We start from the raw sequence: 18,308 nt of genomic DNA on the forward strand, positions 1-18,308 counted from the left end.
ATGTGGCAGAAATGTAATCATCCTCACGCTGGACGATGAGCTGCTCAGTGCCAGTTCTCGGCGTCGTAGACATAGAGCAGCACGGTGTCGCCTTGGTGCGAGGCGTCGGCGGCCATGGCAAGGGCCCCGGTGGCGTCGTAGGCGTCCTCGGGCTCGGCGACGGCGTTCGGCGCGGTCATCACCAGGTAGCCGCAGACGCTGCGCCGCCAGTTGTCCAGGTACAGCGTGGTGCCCGGAGCGGGGTCCGGCGGATCGACGCGGAGATTGCGGTACACCACCGGCCACTGCCGCACGACGTCGCCGTTCCGCAGGAAGGCCACCTTCTGTGCCATCCGCAGGATCTTGTAGCCCATCGGAATCCACTCGGACAGGTGCCCGTCGTAGACCTTGGAGGGATCGGTGAACGCGTAGGTGGGCCGGTGCCCGCCAAAGATCACGTACTGCGTCTCGACTCGCTCACTGTCGAACAGGTCGATCCTGTCCGCCTCGACCGGCGGGTACGGCAGGTAGTCCATACGGCCGATCCTGCCAGACCCCTTTCCCGGCCCGGAGTACGCATGCTGATGGTGCGTCACTTTCGCCCCGGCTGGGGTTCGCACAGCTTCGTCGGCCATACTGCTCGCCGTGGAGCAGCAGCGCATAGGTTCAAAGATCCCGCCGGTGGTCGGCGCCGGGCTCGACCCGGCCTTCATTCCCGGTCTTGTGCCCCCGCGCCCCGAGGCGGCGGACGAGACTGACGACACGGCTCCGGAGGAGAGCGGCGAAGCCGCGCCGACGGACGCCGTCCCTGCGGACGACGCACCAGAGGCGGAAGACGCCCCGGAGGCGGAAGCGCCGGACGACCCTGCCGACGAACCGGACGACCCTGCCGACGAAGAGGACGACGGTCCCGTCTTCGAGGTGTCCGACCGGCGGGGCGCCATCGTCGCCGACCGTGCAGGCATCACCTTCCGGCTGGACGAGGAGGAAGCCGAGTTCGGCTGGGACGAGATCGGGGCGGTGGAGATCGACACCCCACGGTTCGGGCGGCGGTTCGGCGTCACGGTCTACTTGTCCAACCGGCGTTGGTTCCAGACCGATGTCGAGGCCCCGTCCAAAGGGGTGCTCAAGGAGTGGGCGGCGGAACTCGACACGGTTCTGGACGCCCGGTTCGAGGAGTCCGAGGCGTAGTCCCGCCTTCAGGGACCCCGGTGCAGCCGTCCGGCTCAGGCACCGGGGCCCCCGGTCACGGTAGGGCCTGATGGCGCTCGTGCGAGGATGTGGCCGCCCGAGCTGCCGTTGGAGGGTCGCCGTGCAACCTCTGTCACCCGAGGACCCGCGCGAGGTCGGCGCCTTCCGTCTGCTGTTCGTGCTCGGCGAGGGCGGCATGGGCCGTGTCTATCTCGCCCGGTCGCCGGGCGGGCGGACCGTGGCGCTGAAGAGGGTGCGCGCGGGCATGGCCGGCGCCGCGGGGTTCCGCGCGCGCTTCGCCCTGAAGTGCGCGCCTGCCAGTCGGTGACGGGCCGCGGCACCGCCCCTGTGGTGGCGGCGGAGCCGCACGCCGCGGTCCCGTGGCTGGCCACCGCCTACGTGCCGGGCCCTTCCTTGGCCGAGGCCGTCCACGAGCACGGGCCGCTGGACGGACCCGCCCTGTGGCGGCTGCTCGGCGGTCTGGCGGAGGCGCTGACCGACGTACACCGCGCGGGCCTCGTCCACCGGGATCTCAAGCCGTCCAATGTCCTCCTCGCGCTCGACGGCCCCCGTCTCATCGACTTCGGCATCGCACGCGCGGCCGACGACATCGGCCTCACCGGCACGGGACTGGTCGTCGGCTCTCCCGGCTTCATGTCCCCCGAGCAGGTCGCGGGCAAGGACGTGGACCAACGCAGCGATGTCTTCGCGCTCGGCGTCCTCCTCGCGTACGCGGCGACCGGGAGCAACCCCTTCGGCTCCGCCGCGGGACCCGAACTCGGCTACCGCCTCGTCCATCACGAGCCCGATCTGACGGCACTGCCGACGGCCTTCGCGGAGGCAATACGAGACTGCTTCGCGAAGGACCCGGCCGAGCGCCCGTCTCTCGCACAGCTCGTCGCCCGGGCCGAGGCGCACGCCGCCGCCGGACCCGACTGGCTGCCTGCGCCACTGACCGCGGCCTTGGCGCGGCAGGCCGCTTGGGTGCTGGACCTGGAGTCGCGCCAGGAGTTCGGCCCGCCGCCGATACCGTTCCGCGGGGTGCCGGTGCCGGTGCCCGTGCCGTCAGGTCCGATGTCCGCACCGGCCGGTGGCGTACCGGCGGCCCCGTCCGTCCGGCCGCCTGCGCAGCGCCCCGCGCCCGCCGGTCCGCAAGGCCAGTGGCCCCCGGCGCCGTACCGGCCCGCCGGTCCGCAAGGCCGCCGGTCCGCGCCGCAGCTGACCGGTGCCGCCTGGGCGACGCGCGGCCTGCTGGGCAAACCGCTCCTCGGACTCGTCGCCATCGTTCCGCTTTTCGTGATGGCGGCGGGCCGGGACGTCGTCGACGCTCAACTGCGCCGTCCCGACGCGGACCTGACCCCGGCCAGCCCGGGCTGGGACGACTACCAGTGGGCCCTCCACACCACCTGGCACTTCGACCTCGTCGGGCCGCTCTTCGTTGCCGCCGTCGCCCTGCACCTACTGCGCCGCCGGCTGCAGCGGCGGCCGGCCGCGGCGGTCCGCAGATGGGCCGGCTTCTCGGCCGCCTACTGGATGCTGCTCTCGCTCACCGTGCTGGTGTCCGCCGGCTGGCTGCGCGCCGCCCTGTGGGCGGTGGACGACAGCAACAAGCCACCCGCGCTCGAACTGACCCTCGGCTTCGGCCTGCTCCCGCTGGCGCTGCTGGTGCCGGTGGCGCTCGTCGTGATCGTCCTCGCAGTGGTACGGGCTTTTCGCGTCCGGCAGCGCATCCCCGGCCGTCCTGCCTGAGTCGCGTCGCAAGGCGATCGGCGTCCGTCTCATCGCCGCAGCGGGAGTTCCCACAGGACGTGTTCGCGGTACTCCTCGGTGACATGGGTCTCGAAGGTCAGTACGTCTGCCTCCGCCGCAACGTTGAACCGGAGAGGTACGGTCACGCGCTCGCCCGGTGCGAGGTTCTCGGGGAACCAGTCGTCGTCCGTGCGCGGGTCCTTGGCGTTGACGGCGAGCACCGCCATGGCTCCGGTACCGCCGTGCCCGACGTTGACTTCGTCGAAGCTGATCACCTCGACGGTTTTGTCGCTGCCGTTGACATAGGTCACCGCGAACTCATAGGTCAGCTCACCGGGCTGAAGGCGTTCGTCGTTGGGTACGGGCGCGATCCGTCGTGCCTCGCCCGCCGTCGCGCTGACCCCGTCCTCGTACTTCGCCGTCTGCCCCGCAGCCAGCGGACTGCCGTAACTGCCGCCCGTGGTCAGCTCGATGCCCGCCTTTGCGTCCGCCTCCTTCTGCCCCGCCTGCGCCAGGACGACGAGGGCCGCCAGGAACAGGCCGACGACCGTGAGCGCGAGCGCGCCACCGACCCAGGCGAGGATCACGAGCGGCGAGCGCTGTTGCGAGTGGGACCCGGCGACGGCCGGGACGTCGCCCAGGTCGTCGCCCAGGTCGTCGCGGAGGAGCTGATCACGGTTCATGTCACGGACGCTATCCCCGGCCCGAGCCGCTGACCCGCGTAGGACTGCTCACCTGCGCATAGGTGCCGCTACTCAAATCCCGGCGGACGACAAGCGGACGGCAGGCGGACGACAAAGGGCCCGGTCACGCAAGAGCGCGACCGGGCCGTCTCTGTGTCCCGACAGCCGGGATATCAGGGGGCGTTGATCAGGTCATGCGGAGGGACGGTCACCTTACGGGCGCCCGTCGTGCCACTCAGGACGACCTTGCGAAGAGCGACGTTGTTGTTCAGGTTGGTCTCGTGGAGCCGCTTCTCGGGGTTGGCGATCACCTGGATGTAGTAGGTGCCGTTCGGCAGGTCGGTCACGTCGAAGGACTGGCCGGGACGGTACTGGGTGTACGTGTCGCCGGAGCCGACATCGAGCACTTCCCGTACGGACAGTGAGTTCTGCTGGCCGCAGGCGGTGGACAGATCGGTGTTGTTCGGGTGCCAGTTGGCGCCCTTGACCGTGTAGTCGACGGCGTCGGTGTTGGCGAGGCAGAAGGCTTCCTTGCCGCTGCGCACGATCACCTTCTGGTCCGCGCTGAGCAGCCGGTAGCTGGCGAAGTCGGTGAAGTGCCAGTGCTCGTGGCCCACCCGCGGGTCCCACTCCATGGTGCCGGTCGGGGAGTAGCCGACCTGCTTCCCGTTCGCGTCGTAGAAGTACTGGTAGGCGTCCATCAGGTCCTTGCCCGGGCTGCGGAAGCCGTCCACGACCAGCGGTGCGGGGCCCGCGTTCCAGACGTTGGCGCTGAAGACCATGTAGTCCTTGCCCGGGATGTCTCCGTCCTCACCGTCGGAGATGCCGATGTCCCAGGCCGGCAGCGAACGCAGGTCGGGCTTGGGCACGTTCGGCACGGCCGCCCGGCCGGTGGGGCGCTGTGCGTTGGGCTTCAGCGCGGGCGCGATCCGCGAGCCGTCGGTGTGGCCCGGGCCGTCACCCAGGTGCGCGCCCGCGCCGGCGGCCTTGAGCGCGTACGGAAGTGCCGGCGGCGCGGGCGCGTCGGCGCCACGGCCCTCGTGGTAGGCGTGGCCCGTTCCCTGGGGCGCCTGTCCGCCAGCGCCGTGGCCGGAGTGTCCGGACGCCTTGGAGCCGTGCGAGCCGTGCGAGCCCTGCGCCGACGATCGCGCGCCAACGCCGGCCCCGGGCTTCTCGGGGTCGCGTTCACGCACGGTCACCTTGAGCGTCTTCGACTCGTCCGGCAGGTTGAACAGCGCGCGGTACAGCTTTGTCACGGACACCGTGGCGGTGTACTCACCGACCGGCACATCCACCGGCTCGGAGTAATAGCCCGCATAGGTGTTCGACGCCCAGCCGTTCTCCACGCCCCATACCGAGCCGAGCGTGAAGGGGTTCGTGGGACAGCTCTCGGGATACTTGGAGTTCGCCGGAGCGTCGGGGCGGACCCGCCCGGAAGCGTTGTTCGGACAGAAGGCCTCCGTCCGGTCCACCACCTTCTTGCCGTTCTTGTCGGTGAGAGTGACTTGAACGAAGCCGGGCAGGCCGGAGAAGTCCTTCACCAGGCCGGCGGGGAGAGTCCTGGTCCTGGTCGTCTTCCCGTCGCGGATGACCTGCTTGGCGACGATGCCGTCCTTGTAGGACTTGCGGGTCACGTTGAATTCAAGGGGACCGCCCTCGGCGGTGAGATAGGTGCCAAGGTCCAGATAGACGCCCGTTTCGCCTTCCCACTTGTCGAGCGTGACGGAATTGGACGCGGCGATCAGCCGGAGCTTGGGAGCGGGCTCGGCCTTTGCGCTCTTTTCGCCGAAGGGCGCGGCAGCGGCCACACCGGCGATCACAGTGATTGCTGCGGAGGCGGCGAGCGCCGAACGCCAGAAACGATTGAGGCTGGGTCTGGTCATCAGTTCCTCGTCATGCGAGTGCCACTGGGACCTGTGAGATCGAGAGACGTGACCAGGGGTTGCCTGCCGACTCGCAAGTGTCCGATCGTTGGCCGGAAACGGATCGCCGATGGCGAATCAGGCCGTCTTCCAGCCGTCCCATGGGCATTTCCGCCACAAGGAGCGCCGCGCCGTGCTAGCGCGGTCCCGCCGGTCTACTTCTTCTTGTGTCCGCGCGGGACGGCCAGGTCGGTCAGCAGGGCGCTGCCGGGAGCGAGGGCCGACCAGGTGCCGCGCCAGGTCAGAACCGCGACGGCCGAGGTGGGGAACTTGGTCTGCGCGCGCCGGAGAGAGTCACCGAGCGAATCACCGGTGAGCAGCAGCACCAGATCCTGGAGGCCGGGGTTGTGGCCGATCAGCAGCGTGGTCTCGATCGGGTTGGACACTTCGCGTACGACATCGATCAGTTCCCGCTCGTCCGCGCCGTAGAGCCGCCGTTCGAATCGCACCGGTGGGATGCTGCCCAGTTCCGCGGCAGCCAGCTCCCACGTCTGGCGGGTACGGCGGGCGGTGGAGCAGAGGACGAGATCGGGCAGGCAGTCGGCCGTGGCCAGCCAGCGGCCGGCGGCGGGGGCATCACGCAGGCCGCGCGGACCGAGGGGGCGGGCATGGTCGGCGACGCCCTCGGGCCAGGCGGACTTCGCGTGCCGCAGGACGACCAGCCGCCGCAGCGGGCTCATGCCGGTGCCCCGAGGGAGTACGGGCGGCTTGCCGGTGTGTCATCGATGCGCAGCACAGGATGAGCCTAGGCCTGCCGGGCATGCCCCGCACCAGCTGCGCGCGCGGGCGGGTGCATGCCGCGGAGCCGACCTCGTCGGGGGCCTTGACAAAGAACAATGGTCTGGACCAGCTTGTACATTCAGCGGTGGCCACCGTTTCGAATCGCAATCCCCCCACGCACGCCGCGAGTTCACGCAGCGCACCCGGCTGCCTGCTGCGGCGTGCTCTCCCCCCACGGAGGCCATGCAGTGCAGCACAGGAAAGTACGCCCCCGCACGCTGAAAGCCATGCTCGCCGTCGGCGTTCTCGCGGTCGCCGGCATCGCCATACCCGCGGCCAACGCCGCACAGGACTCGACGCCGACCGGCGGCTCGGCCGCCCCCGCCGCCGTACCCGCGCACGCCGTGACCGGCTACTGGCAGAACTTCAACAACGGGGCGACCGTCCAGACGCTCGCCGACGTGCAGGACCAGTACGACATCATCGCGGTCTCGTTCGCTGACGCGACGGGCACGCCCGGTCAGGTCACCTTCAACCTCGACTCGGCCGGCCTCGGCGGTTACACCGTCGAGCAGTTCAAGGCGGATGTCGCCGCGAAGAAGGCCGCCGGAAAGTCCGTGGTCATCTCCATCGGTGGCGAGAAGGGCACGGTCGCCGTCAACGACGACGCCTCCGCGAATGCCTTCGCCGACTCGGTGCACGGGCTGATGCAGGAGTACGGGTTCGACGGAGTCGACATCGACCTGGAGAACGGACTCAACTCGACCTATATGACGAAGGCGCTGAAGTCGCTTGCCGCGAAGGCGGGTTCGGGGCTCGTGGTGACGATGGCGCCGCAGACCATCGACATGCAGTCGACATCCAACGAGTACTTCAAGACGGCGCTCAACGTGAAGGACATCCTCACCGTCGTCAACATGCAGTACTACAACAGCGGTTCGATGCTGGGCTGCGACGGCAAGGTCTACTCCCAGGGGTCGGTCGACTTCCTCACCGCACTCGCCTGTATCCAGCTCGAAGGCGGCCTCGACCCGTCCCAGGTCGGTATCGGCGTGCCCGCCTCCACGCGTGGCGCGGGCAGCGGCTATGTCGATCCGTCGGTGGTGAACAATGCCCTCGACTGTCTGACCCGCGGCACCAACTGCGGCTCGTTCAAGCCTTCGAAGACCTACCCGGGCCTGCGCGGCGCGATGACCTGGTCCACGAACTGGGACGCGGCCGCGGGCAACGCCTGGTCGAACGCGGTCGGACCGCACGTGCACGGCCTCCCGTAGCCGACAGCCTCACGCAGCAGGACGGCAGCGCCGCCGGTTGCCGGCGGCGCTGCCGCGGAGTGTGATGTCGCCGGGACACTGCGTCCGGCGGGCGGGGCCGGACGCGCCCACCACAGAGTCGGGTCCGGCCGAGAGGACCCTTACGCCATATGTACGAACGCTCGTTGAACCCTAACGAGTTCTTGACGGCCCCTGAGGTGTCTCGGTCGTGCGGTTGACCAGGTGGCGCCGCATACGCTCGCGCCGTGCTGAACGTGACCGGGATACTCAAGCGGCTGGTGATCGGCCGGGCCATGCGCAGCGAGGAACTGGGCGGAACGCTGCTGCCCAAGCGCCTCGCCCTGCCGATCTTCGCTTCCGACCCGCTCTCCTCGGTGGCCTATGCCACCCAGGAGATTCTCCTGGTCCTCACCCTGGGCGGCCTGGCGTACCTGCATTTCACGCCGTGGATCGCGGGCGCGGTCGTGGCGCTCATGACCGTGGTGGTGCTTTCGTACCGTCAGGTCGTGCACGCCTACCCGAGCGGCGGCGGATCCTACGAAGTGGCCTCGACGAACCTGGGGCCGTCCGCCGGACTCGTGGTCGCCGCCTCACTGCTCGTCGACTACGTGATGACCGTGGCGGTCTCGGTCGCCTCGGGCGTGGACAACATCATCTCGGCGGTGCCCTCGCTGGTGGACTACCGGGTGCTGATGGCGCTCCTCTTCGTCGCGCTGCTGACCGCGATCAATCTGCGCGGCGTACGCGAGTCCGGCCAGGCGTTCGCCGCCCCCACCTATCTGTTCATCGCCGGCGTGCTGATCATGGTCGGCACCGGTCTGTTCCGCTATCTGGTCGGCGACGCGCCGGTGGCCGAGAGCGCCAAGTACGGCATCGAGCCGGATCCCGGTGACGTGGACCTGGCGGGCCTGGCCCTGGTGATGCTGGTGCTGCGCGCGTTCTCCAGCGGCTGTACGGCGCTGACCGGCGTGGAGGCGATCTCCAACGGGGTACCGGCCTTCCGCAAGCCCAAGTCCCGTAACGCCGCGACCACCATGGCCGCGATGGGCATCATCGCCATCACCATGTTCGCCGGCGTCACCACGCTCGCGATCGTCGCCAAGGTCCATATCGTCGAGGACGCCTGCCGGCTGACCGGCCTCACGGGCGACTGCGACGACTACACCCAGCGCACCGTGATCGCCCAGCTCGCCGCCTCCGTCTTCGGCGGCGAGAACAGCGTCGGCTTCTACTACATCCAGGCGGCCACCGCCCTCGTGCTGATCCTCGCGGCGAACACGGCCTACAACGGCTTCCCGCTGCTCGCCTCGATCCTCGCCCAGCACCGCTATCTGCCGCGGCAGCTGCACAACCGCGGCGACCGGCTCGCGTTCTCCAACGGCATCCTGGCCCTGGCGATCGTGGCCGGGCTGCTGCTGTGGGCCTACAAAGCCAACGTCACCAGCCTCATCCACCTGTACATCCTGGGCGTGTTCACCTCCTTCACGCTGTCCCAGACGGGCATGGTCCGGCACTGGAACCGTGAGCTGCGCACCGAGACCGACCCGGAGGTCCGCCGCCGGCACCACCTCGCCCGCGTCATCAACGCCACCGGAGCGGTCGTCACCTGTCTGGTGCTGGTCATCGTGCTGGCCACCAAGTTCACCCAGGGAGCCTGGCTGGCGGTGCTCGCCGCGACCGTGCTGTGGCTGATGATGCGCGGCATCCGCCGTCACTACGACAACACCTCGGCCGAACTCGCGGTCACCGACCCGCGCAGCGATCTCGTGCCGCCCTCCCGCGTGCTGGCGATCGTGCTGGTCTCCACCGTCCACAAGCCGACGCTGCGGGCGCTGGCCTACGCCCGGGCCTTCCGGCCCGACCGGCTCGAAGCCCTCACCGTCGCGGTCGACCGCGACGCGGCCGTGGCGCTCCAGCGGCAGTGGCACGACTTCGGCATCCAGGTGCCGCTCAAGGTCCTCGACTCCCCGTACCGCGAAATCACCGGCTCCGTCCTGGAGTACGTCCGCTCCATCCGACGGGAAAGCCCGCGTGATGTGGTCGCGGTCTTCATCCCCGAGTACGTCGTCGGCCACTGGTGGGAGAACCTGCTGCACAACCAGTCCGCGCTCTGGCTCAAGAGCCGCCTGCTGTTCACCCCGGGCGTCATGGTGACAAGCGTGCCCTGGCAGCTGAGCTCCTCGGCCCGCGCCGACCACCCGGCGGCCCGCGCACCCGGCTCCGTCCGCCGCGGGGAACCCACGAAGAAACGCGACGGCGAGGACGTCCCGCTCCCGTAGCCGAGCGGCATCGGCTCGGCCGAGCAAGGCACTCTCTCGGCAAGGTTAGGAAAGTTTCCTAACTGAATCCCTTGACGGAGAACGGCCTTCTTCAGGAAGCTGTCGAGCCATCCCCCCCGCGGGCCCGGCACTCTCCAATTCCCCTCCCTGGGAGGCCCCGTGCGTTTCCGATCACGCTTGCTCGCCCTGGCAGGCGCGACCTTGATGGGAGCGGCCGCCGTGCTGACCGCGCCCGGCTCGGCGCAAGCCGCCAATCTCCTGACGAATCCGGGTTTCGAGAGCGGCTCACTGTCCGGCTGGTCCTGCTCCGGCGGACTCGGCTCGGTCGTCAGCAGCCCCGTGCGCAGCGGTACGAAGGCGCTGGCCGGAGCGGCCGGCGCGAGCGACAACGCCAAGTGCACCCAGACCGTCGCCGTGCAGCCCAACACCGCCTACACGCTGTCCGGTTGGGTGCGCGGCAACTACGTCTACCTTGGAGTCACCGGCGGATCCTCCACCTGGACGGCCTCCGCGAGCGAGTACACCCGGCTGACCGTGTCCTTCACCACGGGCGCCTCGCAGACCAGCGCGGAGATCTACCTCAACGGCTGGTACGGCCAGGGCACTTACTATGCCGACGACGTGGCTCTGGACGGTCCCGGCGGCCCCGGCGGCGACACCGAGGCGCCCTCGGCCCCGGGCAGTGTGCGCTCGACGGCCAAGACGTCCTCCAGTGTGACGCTGGCCTGGAACGCCGCCACCGACAATGTCGGCGTCACCGGCTACGACGTCTACCGCGGGTCGACCAACGTGACCACGGTGACCGGAACCAGCGCCACCGTCGGGAGCCTCGCGGCGAACACCCCGTACAGCTTCACCGTCCGGGCACGCGACGCCGCGGGCAACACCTCCCAGGCCTCCACGGCGGTGAGCGTCACCACCGACCCGGTCAGCACGACCGGCCCCAATGTGCCGTTCGGCAGCCACACCTTCCCGTACGCGGCCGGCACCATCAAGGTCTCCGGTGACCAGGCGGCCAACGACGCCAAGGTGGTGGCCTACTACCAGCAGTGGAAGGCCGCGTTCGTCCGCTCCGACTGCGGCAACGGCTGGTCGGCCATCGCGTCCCCGGACGCCGACCACCCCTATGTCGCCGAGGGGCAGGGATACGGGCTGACCATTCTGGCGACGATGGCGGGAGCCGATCCGAACGCGCGCACGACATTCGACGCCGTACTCAAGTACGTCCTCGACCACCCGTCGTCCATCGACCCGGATCTGCACGCGGCCGAGCAGAACACCGCCTGCCAGAGCGTCAACGGCGGCGACTCCGCGACGGACGGCGACCTGGAGATCGCGTACGCACTGCTCCTCGCCGACAAGCAGTGGGGGAGCACCGGCACGTACGACTACAAGGCGCTGGGGGTCAAGCGCATCAACGCCATCAAGCGCAGCGAGGTCGTCGCGGCGACCAACCTGACGAACCTCGGTGACTGGGCCCTGGGCGAGGCGCAGTGGGAGACCCTGTCCCGTACCTCCGACTGGCTGCCCGGCCACTTCCGTGCCTTCAAGAAGGCCACCGGTGACACCGCCTGGGACACCATCCGCGACAAGCACCAGACCCTCGTGGCCAACCTCCAGTCCCAGTACGCCCCTTCCACTGGGCTGCTGCCGGACTTCGTCATCAACACCACGACCAGCCCCAGGCCCGCCACCGGTCAGGTCCTGGAGTCGCCGCTCGACGGCGCGTACTCCTGGAACGCCTGCCGCGACCCCTGGCGGATCGGCGTGGACGCGCTGACCAGCGGGGACAGCCGCTCGCTGGCCGCGGTCCGCACGATGAACGGCTGGATCAAGCAGACGACCGGCGGCAACCCGGACAACATCCAGCAGGGTTACCGGCTCGACGGCACGGTCGCCGAATCGGGTTCCTCGGTAGCCTTCATCGCTCCGTTCGCCGTGGCCGCCGCGACGGATCCGGGCAGCCAGGCGTGGCTGGACGCGCTGTGGAACAAGCTCAACGCGACCCCGCTCGACACGAGCAGCTACTACGGCTCCTCCATCCAGCTCCAGGTAATGATCGCCATCACCGGCAACCACTGGCTGGCCTGACGGCCCGCACCCCGCCGCTGCCCGCCTGCGTTCCCTGTCGCAGGCGGGCAGCGGTCCGTTCCGCGGGTGTGCTCCTCGACGACGGCGCGTGTCGAACGCGCAGCGGGGACGGCAGGCGGTCCATGGTGTCCGGAAGGCACACCGATCCAAGGGAGGAACGCATGAACAGCGCGGACTTGCTGACAGACGCCTTCCAGCGCATCCAGGAAGCCGTACACGGAGCGGTTCAGGGGCTTTCGGCGGACGATCTCAACGCGCGGCTCGACGAGGGCGCGAACTCTATCGCCTGGCTGGTCTGGCATCTCACGCGGATCCAGGACGACCATGTCGCCGGGGCGCTCGGCGCGGAGCAGGTGTGGTTCGCGCAGGACTGGTCGGGCCGCTTCGAGCTGCCTTTTCCTCGCGGGGCCACGGGGTACGGCCACTCGAGCAGGCAGGTCGAGGCCGTGCGGGTCGACTCGGCCGAGCTGTTGCTCGGCTATCACGATGCCGTGCACGAGCAGACCCTGCGGCTCATCGGCGGTCTCGACGACGGCGCGCTGGACCGTGTGGTGGACGAGTCGTGGTCGCCGCCGGTGACGCTGGGCGTGCGCTTGATCAGCGTCATCTCCGACGACCTCCAGCATGCCGGTCAGGCTGCCTTCGTACGGGGGTCCCTGGAGCGGCGATGAGCCGCAGGGACTGGTCGACCTTTCGACCGGCACCACGGCCGGGCAGACTGATCCGATGCCGAATCCGCCGGAGAACCGTGAGCTCAGCCCCTGCACCGGGTGGACCCGCGCGCACTGGGAGGAGTCCGCCGACCGGCTTCTGCTGGCCGTACGTCCGTACGCGTCGCCCCGCCACGGTCTCGTCAACCTCCCAGGGGCCCGGCCCAGTTGGTCGGGTCCGCGCTCGGACGGTCTCGAAGGCTACGCCCGCACCTTTCTCCTCGCGGCCTTCCGGGTCGCGGGCGCGGACGGCCACGATCCGCACAGCATGCTGCCCTGGTACGGCGACGGCCTGGCGGCCGGCACGCAGAACCCGGTCCCGACCGGCGAGTTGTCCCGCGCGGCGCCCGATTCATGGCCGCTCATGGCCGATGTACGCCAGGCGGTCGTCGAGTCCGCCTCCGTCGCCCTGAGCCTGCGCCTGACCCGGCCCTGGCTGTGGGACACCCTCGACGACCGCACCCGCCAACAGGCCGTCGACTGGCTGCTGCCCGCACTCGACCCTTCTCCGGTCGACAACAACTGGTGGCTGTTCGGTCTGACCGTCGCCGGGTTCCTCCTCGACGCGGGCATCGAGACCGACCGCGCCGCACGGACCGTCGACCGCTCGCTCGCCAGGATCGAGGACTGGTACGTCGGCGACGGCTGGTACAGCGACGGACCCAACGGCGCCTTCGACCACTACAACGGCTGGGCCCTGCACTTCTACCCCGTACTCCACGCCCACCTCAGCGGCGACCAGGCACTTCTGGCCCACTACGGACCCCGGCTGCACGCCCAACTCGACGCGCTCACCCGGATGTTCGGCTCCGACGGCGCGCCCATGCCGTACGGCCGCTCGCTCACCTACCGGTTCGCCGCGGCCGCCGCACCCTGGCTCGGTGCGCTCACCGGCCACACGCCGTTGAGCCCGGGGGCCACCCGCCGCCTCGCCTCCGGGACGCTGCGCCACTTCCTCGACCGGGGCGCCGTCGACGAGCGCGGACTGCTCACGCTCGGCTGGCACGGGCCGTACGAACCGGTCCTCCAGGGCTACTCGGGTCCCGCGTCGCCCTACTGGGCGTCCAAGGGTTTCGTCGGACTGCTGCTGCCGCCCGGCCATCCCGGCTGGACCGACACCGAAGAGCCGCTGCCCGCCGAGACGGCCGACGCCGTCACCACACTCGGCCCGCCGGGTCTGCTCGTCCAGTCGACCGCCGCCGACGGCATCGTCCGCCTCCACAACCACGGCACCAGCAACGTCGGCGGCGAGGACGATCCCGGCTATGCGCGCTTCGCGTACTCCACCCGCACCGGTCCGACCGCACCCGGCGAAACGGCCGACAACCACTTCGCTCTGCTGCTCGGAGAGTTGCAGGGGAAGGCGACCGCCCGTGGGCCCGCTGTTCCGCGCGGCGCGGGACCCGGCTGGGTGTCGTCGGCCCATACCCCGCACCCCGGGATCCTGGTGGAATCCACCACCCTTGCCCATGGCCGCGCCGAGGTGCGAGTGCATCTGGTGACAGGAGCGCCGCCCGGCACACCCGTACGCCAGACGGGCTGGGCCACCGGCCGTCCGGACGGCGGAGACGCGGTCCTGACCGCTCAACTCCACCCCGTCCACGGCTATTCGGCGTCCGACGAGTGCGAGACGGGAGCCACGCCGGCCGCATCGGCCACCCGCACGGCGGGCCTCGTGGGCGTGACCAACGGTGACGCGTCCGGTTCCCTGTTCGTCGCGCTCGCCTCGCTGACCGCCGAACCCGGCCCGGCACCCGTCCGTACCCTCGCCAGGGTCGACATCGACACGGAGACCGACGGCGCGATCCCGGCCGTCACCGTCAGCTGGCCGGACGGCAGCCGTCACACGCTCAAGGTGGCCCGTACGTCCGGCCTCTCCTGGGCCTGAGCCGCCCATTGGTCGGATCTATCTCCGATCAAATGTCCAAGCGGTCTTGGATGTTTTCGCGTTGTGCGACACAAACCTTGACCCGCTCCGTCGTTGCTGGGTTGGATCGGCGCGGTAGATCCGATGACTCCGCCATCTATACCCACTCCGACAGGAGTTGCAGTGCTGCGCAGACGACCCTTCTCCCGGCTGCTGGGCGCCATGGCGGCTGCCCTGCTGATGCTCGCCGGAACCGTATCGGCCACCCGGGCCTCGGCCGCGGCGGCGGCCGAACCGCCCGTCACCGTCCCGGCCCTCGCCAACTGGACACCGCAGTCCGGCAGTTATCACTTCGGCCCGAGCACCCGCCTGGTGGTCGACCCGCGCGACAAGGACGCCCGGCGGGCCGCCGCGACACTCAGCGGCGACCTGCACGCCGCGGGCCACGGAACCGTACCCGTCGTGAACGGCAGTGCCCGCCCAGGCGACATCGTGATCGACGTGGAACCCGGACGGAAGAAGAGCCTGGGCAACGAAGGATACGAGCTCACCGCGGGACACCGGCTCAGCATCACCGGTGCCACGGAGACCGGCACCTTCTACGGCACCCGCACCCTGCTCCAGCTCCTCACCGCCGGCGACCGGATCCCCGCGGGCCGCACCGTCGACCTACCGCAGTACGCCGAGCGCGGCGTCGGCGTGTGCGCCTGCTACATCCACATCACGCCCGAGTGGCTGGAGAACCTCGTACGCGACATGGCGTACAACAAGCTCAACCAGCTGCTCCTCGAAGTGAAGGTGAAGAGCGAGAAGCACCCCGAGGCCAACACCTGGGGCTACTACACCAAGGACGAGATCCGCCGGCTTGTCGCACTCGGCGAGAAGTACCACGTCACGGTCATCCCCGAGATCAACTCCCCGGGGCACATGGACCCGTGGATCGAAAACCGGCCCGATCTCCAGCTCACCGACAGCGACGGAAAGCCGCAGCCCTCCCGTCTCGACGTCACCGCTCCCGAGGCCTTCGACTACTACACCTCGCTGATCGACGAGTACTCCGAAGTCTTCACCGCCGACGCCTGGCACATGGGCGCCGACGAGTACATGCTCGGCTCGGACTTCGCCAAGTACCCGCACATCCTCGAATACGCCCGGCAGAAGTACGGCGCGAACGCCACCCCGCAGGACGCCTTCATCGACTTCGTCAACCGCGTCCACGACTACGCCGCCTCCCGGGGCAAGCGCCTGCGGATCTGGAACGACGGACTGACCGGCGACCACACCGTGCCCGTCAAGGCCGGTACGACGGTGGAGCACTGGCTCAATGTGAAGACGAAGCCCAGCGAACTCATCGCCCAGGGCTACCCGTTGCTCAACGCCTCCTACTCGCTCTACCTGGTCCGCGGCGGCTTTCACATGAACACCAAGTCGCTGTACGAGCAGCAGTGGGATCCCCGCAGCTTCGAGGGCGAGAAGCTCGCGTCCCGCCAGGGCATCACCGGAGCGAAGATCAGCCTCTGGCCCGACAACGGGCGCGGCGAGACGGAGAACGAGGTCGCCGCGGGCATGTATCTGCCGCTGCGCTATGTCGCCCAGACCACCTGGGGCGTCCCGAACCCCGACGCCGCCTACGAGGCGTTCGCCGCCCGCGCCGATGCGGTCGGACACGCTCCGGGCCACCGCGACCTGCACCGGCTGCCCGTCGCCGAAGGCACGTACACCCTGAGCGACAGCGAGGGCAGGCTGGCTCCCGCCGACTGGCGGATCAGCCGCACCGCGGACGGCTACGCCACGCTGAAGTCCGCGGTCAGCGGCCTGTGCGCCGAGACCCGCAGCGGCAGGCTCACCCTCAACACCCCGCTACAGCCCGGCACTCCGGTCACCCAGGAGACCTGCACCGTCTCGAACACGCTCCAGCGCTGGCAGCTGACCGAGGTCCGCGGCGGCTACCGCCTCACCAATGCCATCACGCAGATGGCCATCCATGTGACGGCCGACGGCCGCATGCTCCAGTACCCGTCCGACCAGCAGCAGCCCGCCGTCTGGCGTCTCACGCCCCACTGACCTCGGAGGATCTGGCATGGCACTCAGCCGACGCCTTTTCGTCGCGGCAGTCGCCGCATCCAGTACGTCGTTCGCGCTCGCCGCCCACGCCACACCCGCGGCCGCCGCACCGGGCGCGCCGCCCGTCGAGCCGTACTACCGCATCCCCATCAGCCCTCTGGACACCCCGGAGGAACTCGTCGCCAAGGCGTCCCGCGTCCGTCCGACGGAACGTCAGATCGCCTGGCAGCGGCTGGAGAAGACCGCCTTTCTGCACTTCGGGGTCAACACCTTCACCGGCCTCGAATGGGGCACCGGCGACGAGGACCCGGACGTCTTCCAGCCCGTGGGCCTGGACACCGACCAGTGGGCGCGGGCGCTGCGCGACGGCGGTTTCAAGCTCGCCATCCTGACCGTCAAGCACCACGACGGCTTCGTGCTCTACCCCTCCCGCTACACCCGCCACAGCGTCGTCTCCAGCAGCTGGCAGGACGGCCGCGGCGATGTGCTGCGCTCCTTCGCCGACTCCATGCGCCGGCACGGCATCAAGGTCGGCGTCTACATCTCCCCGGCGGACGAGAACCAGTACCTGCACGGTGTGTACGCGAACGGCAGCGCCCGCGCCGCGCACACCGTCCCCACGCTCACCGAGGGCGACGACCGTGCGGGACAGGAGCTGCGGAGCTTCGAGTTCCAGGCGACCGACTACGGCGCCCATATGCTCAACCAGCTCTACGAGGTGCTCACCGAGTACGGCCCGGTCGACGAGGTGTGGTTCGACGGTGCCCAGGGCCGTATCCCACCGGACAAGGTGGAGCGCTACGACTGGGACAGCTGGTACGAGCTGATCCGCACCCTCGCCCCCGACGCCTCGATCGCCGTCTCCGGACCCGATGTCCGCTGGGTCGGCAACGAGGGCGGTCTGGCCCGCGAGAACGAGTGGAGCGTCATCCCGGTCAAGGAGAAGGACTACGGCCGCACCGACTACGCCCTCCACTACGAGGCCCCCGACCAGGGCAGCCGCGAGGCGCTCGTGGAGGCACAGCCCGAGGCCCAGTATCTGCAGTGGTGGCCGGCCGAGTGCGATGTCTCCATCAGGCCCGGCTGGTTCTACCACGCCGACCAGCAGCCCAAGTCGGTGGAGCAGCTGACCGACATCTGGTTCCGGTCGGTGGGCCGGAATTCGGTGCTTCTGCTGAACATCCCGCCGGACCAGCAGGGCCGACTGCCGGAGGCTGACGTCACGGTCCTGCGCGAGTTCCGTGAGCGCATCGAGCGTGAGCTGCCGAAGGACCTCGCCCGAGGGGCACGGGCCTCGGGCGACGGACACCGGCCCGGCCGGGCCGTCGACGGTGACCCGGACACCGCCTGGAGCGCACCCGCGCCGTCGAAGGGGACCCTCACCGTCGACCTCGGCCGTGAGCGGGCGATCGACCGGATTCGCCTCGCCGAGGACATCCGGCAGGGCCAGCAGGTGGAGACGGCAGCGGTGGAGGCGCGCACCGCGGACGGCTGGGAGCAGATCGCCGAGGTCGGCACCATCGGCGCCGGCCGGACCCTGGTGCTGGCCACTCCGGTGACGGCCCGTCAGTGGCGGCTGCGGGTACTCGGCTCCCGAAAAGCCGCGCGGATCGCGGAGTTCGGGCTCTACCGCTCGCAGGTGTGAACGCGTGTGGCGGGGGGGGGGGGGGCGCCCCCCCCGCCCCCCCCCCCCCCGCCCCCGCCCCCCCCCCCCCGCCCCCCCCCCGGCCCCCCCCGCCCCCCCCCCCCCGCCCCCCCCCCCCCCACGACGGAGACACT

General features: G+C 69.9%; 14 protein-coding genes. 10 read left to right on the top strand and 4 right to left on the bottom strand.

The window, feature by feature from the left end:
- Positions 1-44 precede the first annotated feature (44 nt).
- Complete coding sequence (locus ACH4YL_RS12885; RefSeq protein WP_398507313.1) at positions 45-515, bottom strand: hypothetical protein; 471 nt, start codon at positions 513-515, stop codon at positions 45-47.
- Positions 516-624: 109 nt separating this feature from the next.
- On the opposite strand from ACH4YL_RS12885, the gene ACH4YL_RS12890 reads away from it, so the two are divergent.
- The 3 genes from ACH4YL_RS12890 to ACH4YL_RS12900 all read left to right on the top strand — a co-directional run bounded on the left by ACH4YL_RS12890 (position 625) and on the right by ACH4YL_RS12900 (position 2,919).
- The gene (locus ACH4YL_RS12890; RefSeq protein ID WP_398507314.1) at positions 625-1,170 is read left to right on the top strand and encodes a hypothetical protein; all 546 of its coding nucleotides are present in this window, start codon (positions 625-627) and stop codon (positions 1,168-1,170) included.
- 121 nt (positions 1,171-1,291) lie between these two features.
- On the top strand, positions 1,292-1,498 hold the full coding sequence (locus tag ACH4YL_RS12895; protein ID WP_398507315.1) for a hypothetical protein: 207 nt from the start codon (positions 1,292-1,294) through the stop codon (positions 1,496-1,498).
- A 23-nt stretch (positions 1,499-1,521) separates the two neighbouring features.
- Positions 1,522-2,919 (top strand): protein kinase, encoded by a 1,398-nt coding sequence (locus tag ACH4YL_RS12900; protein WP_398507316.1) that lies wholly within the window; start codon positions 1,522-1,524, stop codon positions 2,917-2,919.
- Between the two features lie 29 nt (positions 2,920-2,948).
- On the opposite strand, the gene ACH4YL_RS12905 is transcribed toward ACH4YL_RS12900, so the two are convergent.
- The 3 genes from ACH4YL_RS12905 to ACH4YL_RS12915 form a co-directional block, all read right to left on the bottom strand.
- Positions 2,949-3,602: a hypothetical protein gene (locus ACH4YL_RS12905; protein WP_398507317.1), complete on the bottom strand. Its 654-nt coding sequence runs from the start codon at positions 3,600-3,602 to the stop codon at positions 2,949-2,951.
- A gap of 173 nt (positions 3,603-3,775) precedes the next feature.
- Positions 3,776-5,485, bottom strand: coding sequence for a lysyl oxidase family protein (locus ACH4YL_RS12910; protein WP_398507318.1), 1,710 nt, complete (start codon positions 5,483-5,485; stop codon positions 3,776-3,778).
- A 194-nt stretch (positions 5,486-5,679) separates the two neighbouring features.
- The gene (locus ACH4YL_RS12915) at positions 5,680-6,204 is read right to left on the bottom strand and encodes a SixA phosphatase family protein (protein WP_398507319.1); all 525 of its coding nucleotides are present in this window, start codon (positions 6,202-6,204) and stop codon (positions 5,680-5,682) included.
- 327 nt (positions 6,205-6,531) lie between these two features.
- Between ACH4YL_RS12915 and ACH4YL_RS12920 the strand changes: the two genes are divergently transcribed.
- The 7 genes from ACH4YL_RS12920 (at position 6,532) to ACH4YL_RS12950 (ending at position 18,174) form a co-directional block, all read left to right on the top strand.
- Entirely contained in the window at positions 6,532-7,518 is a 987-nt protein-coding gene (locus tag ACH4YL_RS12920) for a chitinase (protein WP_398507344.1), read from the top strand.
- 293 nt (positions 7,519-7,811) lie between these two features.
- Positions 7,812-9,797, top strand: coding sequence for an APC family permease (locus tag ACH4YL_RS12925; RefSeq protein ID WP_398507345.1), 1,986 nt, complete (start codon positions 7,812-7,814; stop codon positions 9,795-9,797).
- Positions 9,798-10,001: 204 nt separating this feature from the next.
- Complete coding sequence (locus ACH4YL_RS12930; RefSeq protein WP_398507346.1) at positions 10,002-11,888, top strand: glycosyl hydrolase family 8; 1,887 nt, start codon at positions 10,002-10,004, stop codon at positions 11,886-11,888.
- Positions 11,889-12,049: 161 nt separating this feature from the next.
- A complete protein-coding gene (locus tag ACH4YL_RS12935) occupies positions 12,050-12,559 on the top strand; it encodes a DUF664 domain-containing protein (RefSeq protein ID WP_398507320.1) in 510 nt (169 codons plus the stop codon).
- 55 nt (positions 12,560-12,614) lie between these two features.
- Entirely contained in the window at positions 12,615-14,486 is a 1,872-nt protein-coding gene (locus ACH4YL_RS12940; protein ID WP_398507321.1) for a DUF2264 domain-containing protein, read from the top strand.
- Positions 14,487-14,687: 201 nt separating this feature from the next.
- Complete coding sequence (locus ACH4YL_RS12945) at positions 14,688-16,529, top strand: family 20 glycosylhydrolase (RefSeq protein WP_398507347.1); 1,842 nt, start codon at positions 14,688-14,690, stop codon at positions 16,527-16,529.
- 16 nt (positions 16,530-16,545) lie between these two features.
- Complete coding sequence (locus ACH4YL_RS12950; RefSeq protein ID WP_398507322.1) at positions 16,546-18,174, top strand: alpha-L-fucosidase; 1,629 nt, start codon at positions 16,546-16,548, stop codon at positions 18,172-18,174.
- The last annotated feature ends 134 nt before the right edge of the window (positions 18,175-18,308 follow it).

Origin of the sequence: Streptomyces sp. NPDC020681 (assembly GCF_044334895.1) — a bacterium.
Taxonomy (GTDB): Bacteria; Actinomycetota; Actinomycetes; order Streptomycetales; family Streptomycetaceae; genus Streptomyces.

Bases quoted from the DNA above. Each gene is read 5' to 3' on its own strand.
- ACH4YL_RS12910 (WP_398507318.1), bottom strand. From the start codon at position 5,485: ATGACCAGACCCAGCCTCAATCGTTTCTGGCGTTCGGCGCTCGCCGCC.
- ACH4YL_RS12905 (WP_398507317.1), bottom strand. From the start codon at position 3,602: ATGAACCGTGATCAGCTCCTCCGCGACGACCTGGGCGACGACCTGGGC.
- ACH4YL_RS12930 (WP_398507346.1), top strand. From the start codon at position 10,002: ATGGGAGCGGCCGCCGTGCTGACCGCGCCCGGCTCGGCGCAAGCCGCC.
- ACH4YL_RS12925 (WP_398507345.1), top strand. From the start codon at position 7,812: ATGCGCAGCGAGGAACTGGGCGGAACGCTGCTGCCCAAGCGCCTCGCC.
- ACH4YL_RS12940 (WP_398507321.1), top strand. From the start codon at position 12,615: ATGCCGAATCCGCCGGAGAACCGTGAGCTCAGCCCCTGCACCGGGTGG.
- ACH4YL_RS12920 (WP_398507344.1), top strand. From the start codon at position 6,532: ATGCTCGCCGTCGGCGTTCTCGCGGTCGCCGGCATCGCCATACCCGCG.
- ACH4YL_RS12915 (WP_398507319.1), bottom strand. From the start codon at position 6,204: ATGAGCCCGCTGCGGCGGCTGGTCGTCCTGCGGCACGCGAAGTCCGCC.
- ACH4YL_RS12885 (WP_398507313.1), bottom strand. From the start codon at position 515: ATGGACTACCTGCCGTACCCGCCGGTCGAGGCGGACAGGATCGACCTG.
- ACH4YL_RS12945 (WP_398507347.1), top strand. From the start codon at position 14,688: ATGGCGGCTGCCCTGCTGATGCTCGCCGGAACCGTATCGGCCACCCGG.
- ACH4YL_RS12935 (WP_398507320.1), top strand. From the start codon at position 12,050: ATGAACAGCGCGGACTTGCTGACAGACGCCTTCCAGCGCATCCAGGAA.
- ACH4YL_RS12950 (WP_398507322.1), top strand. From the start codon at position 16,546: ATGGCACTCAGCCGACGCCTTTTCGTCGCGGCAGTCGCCGCATCCAGT.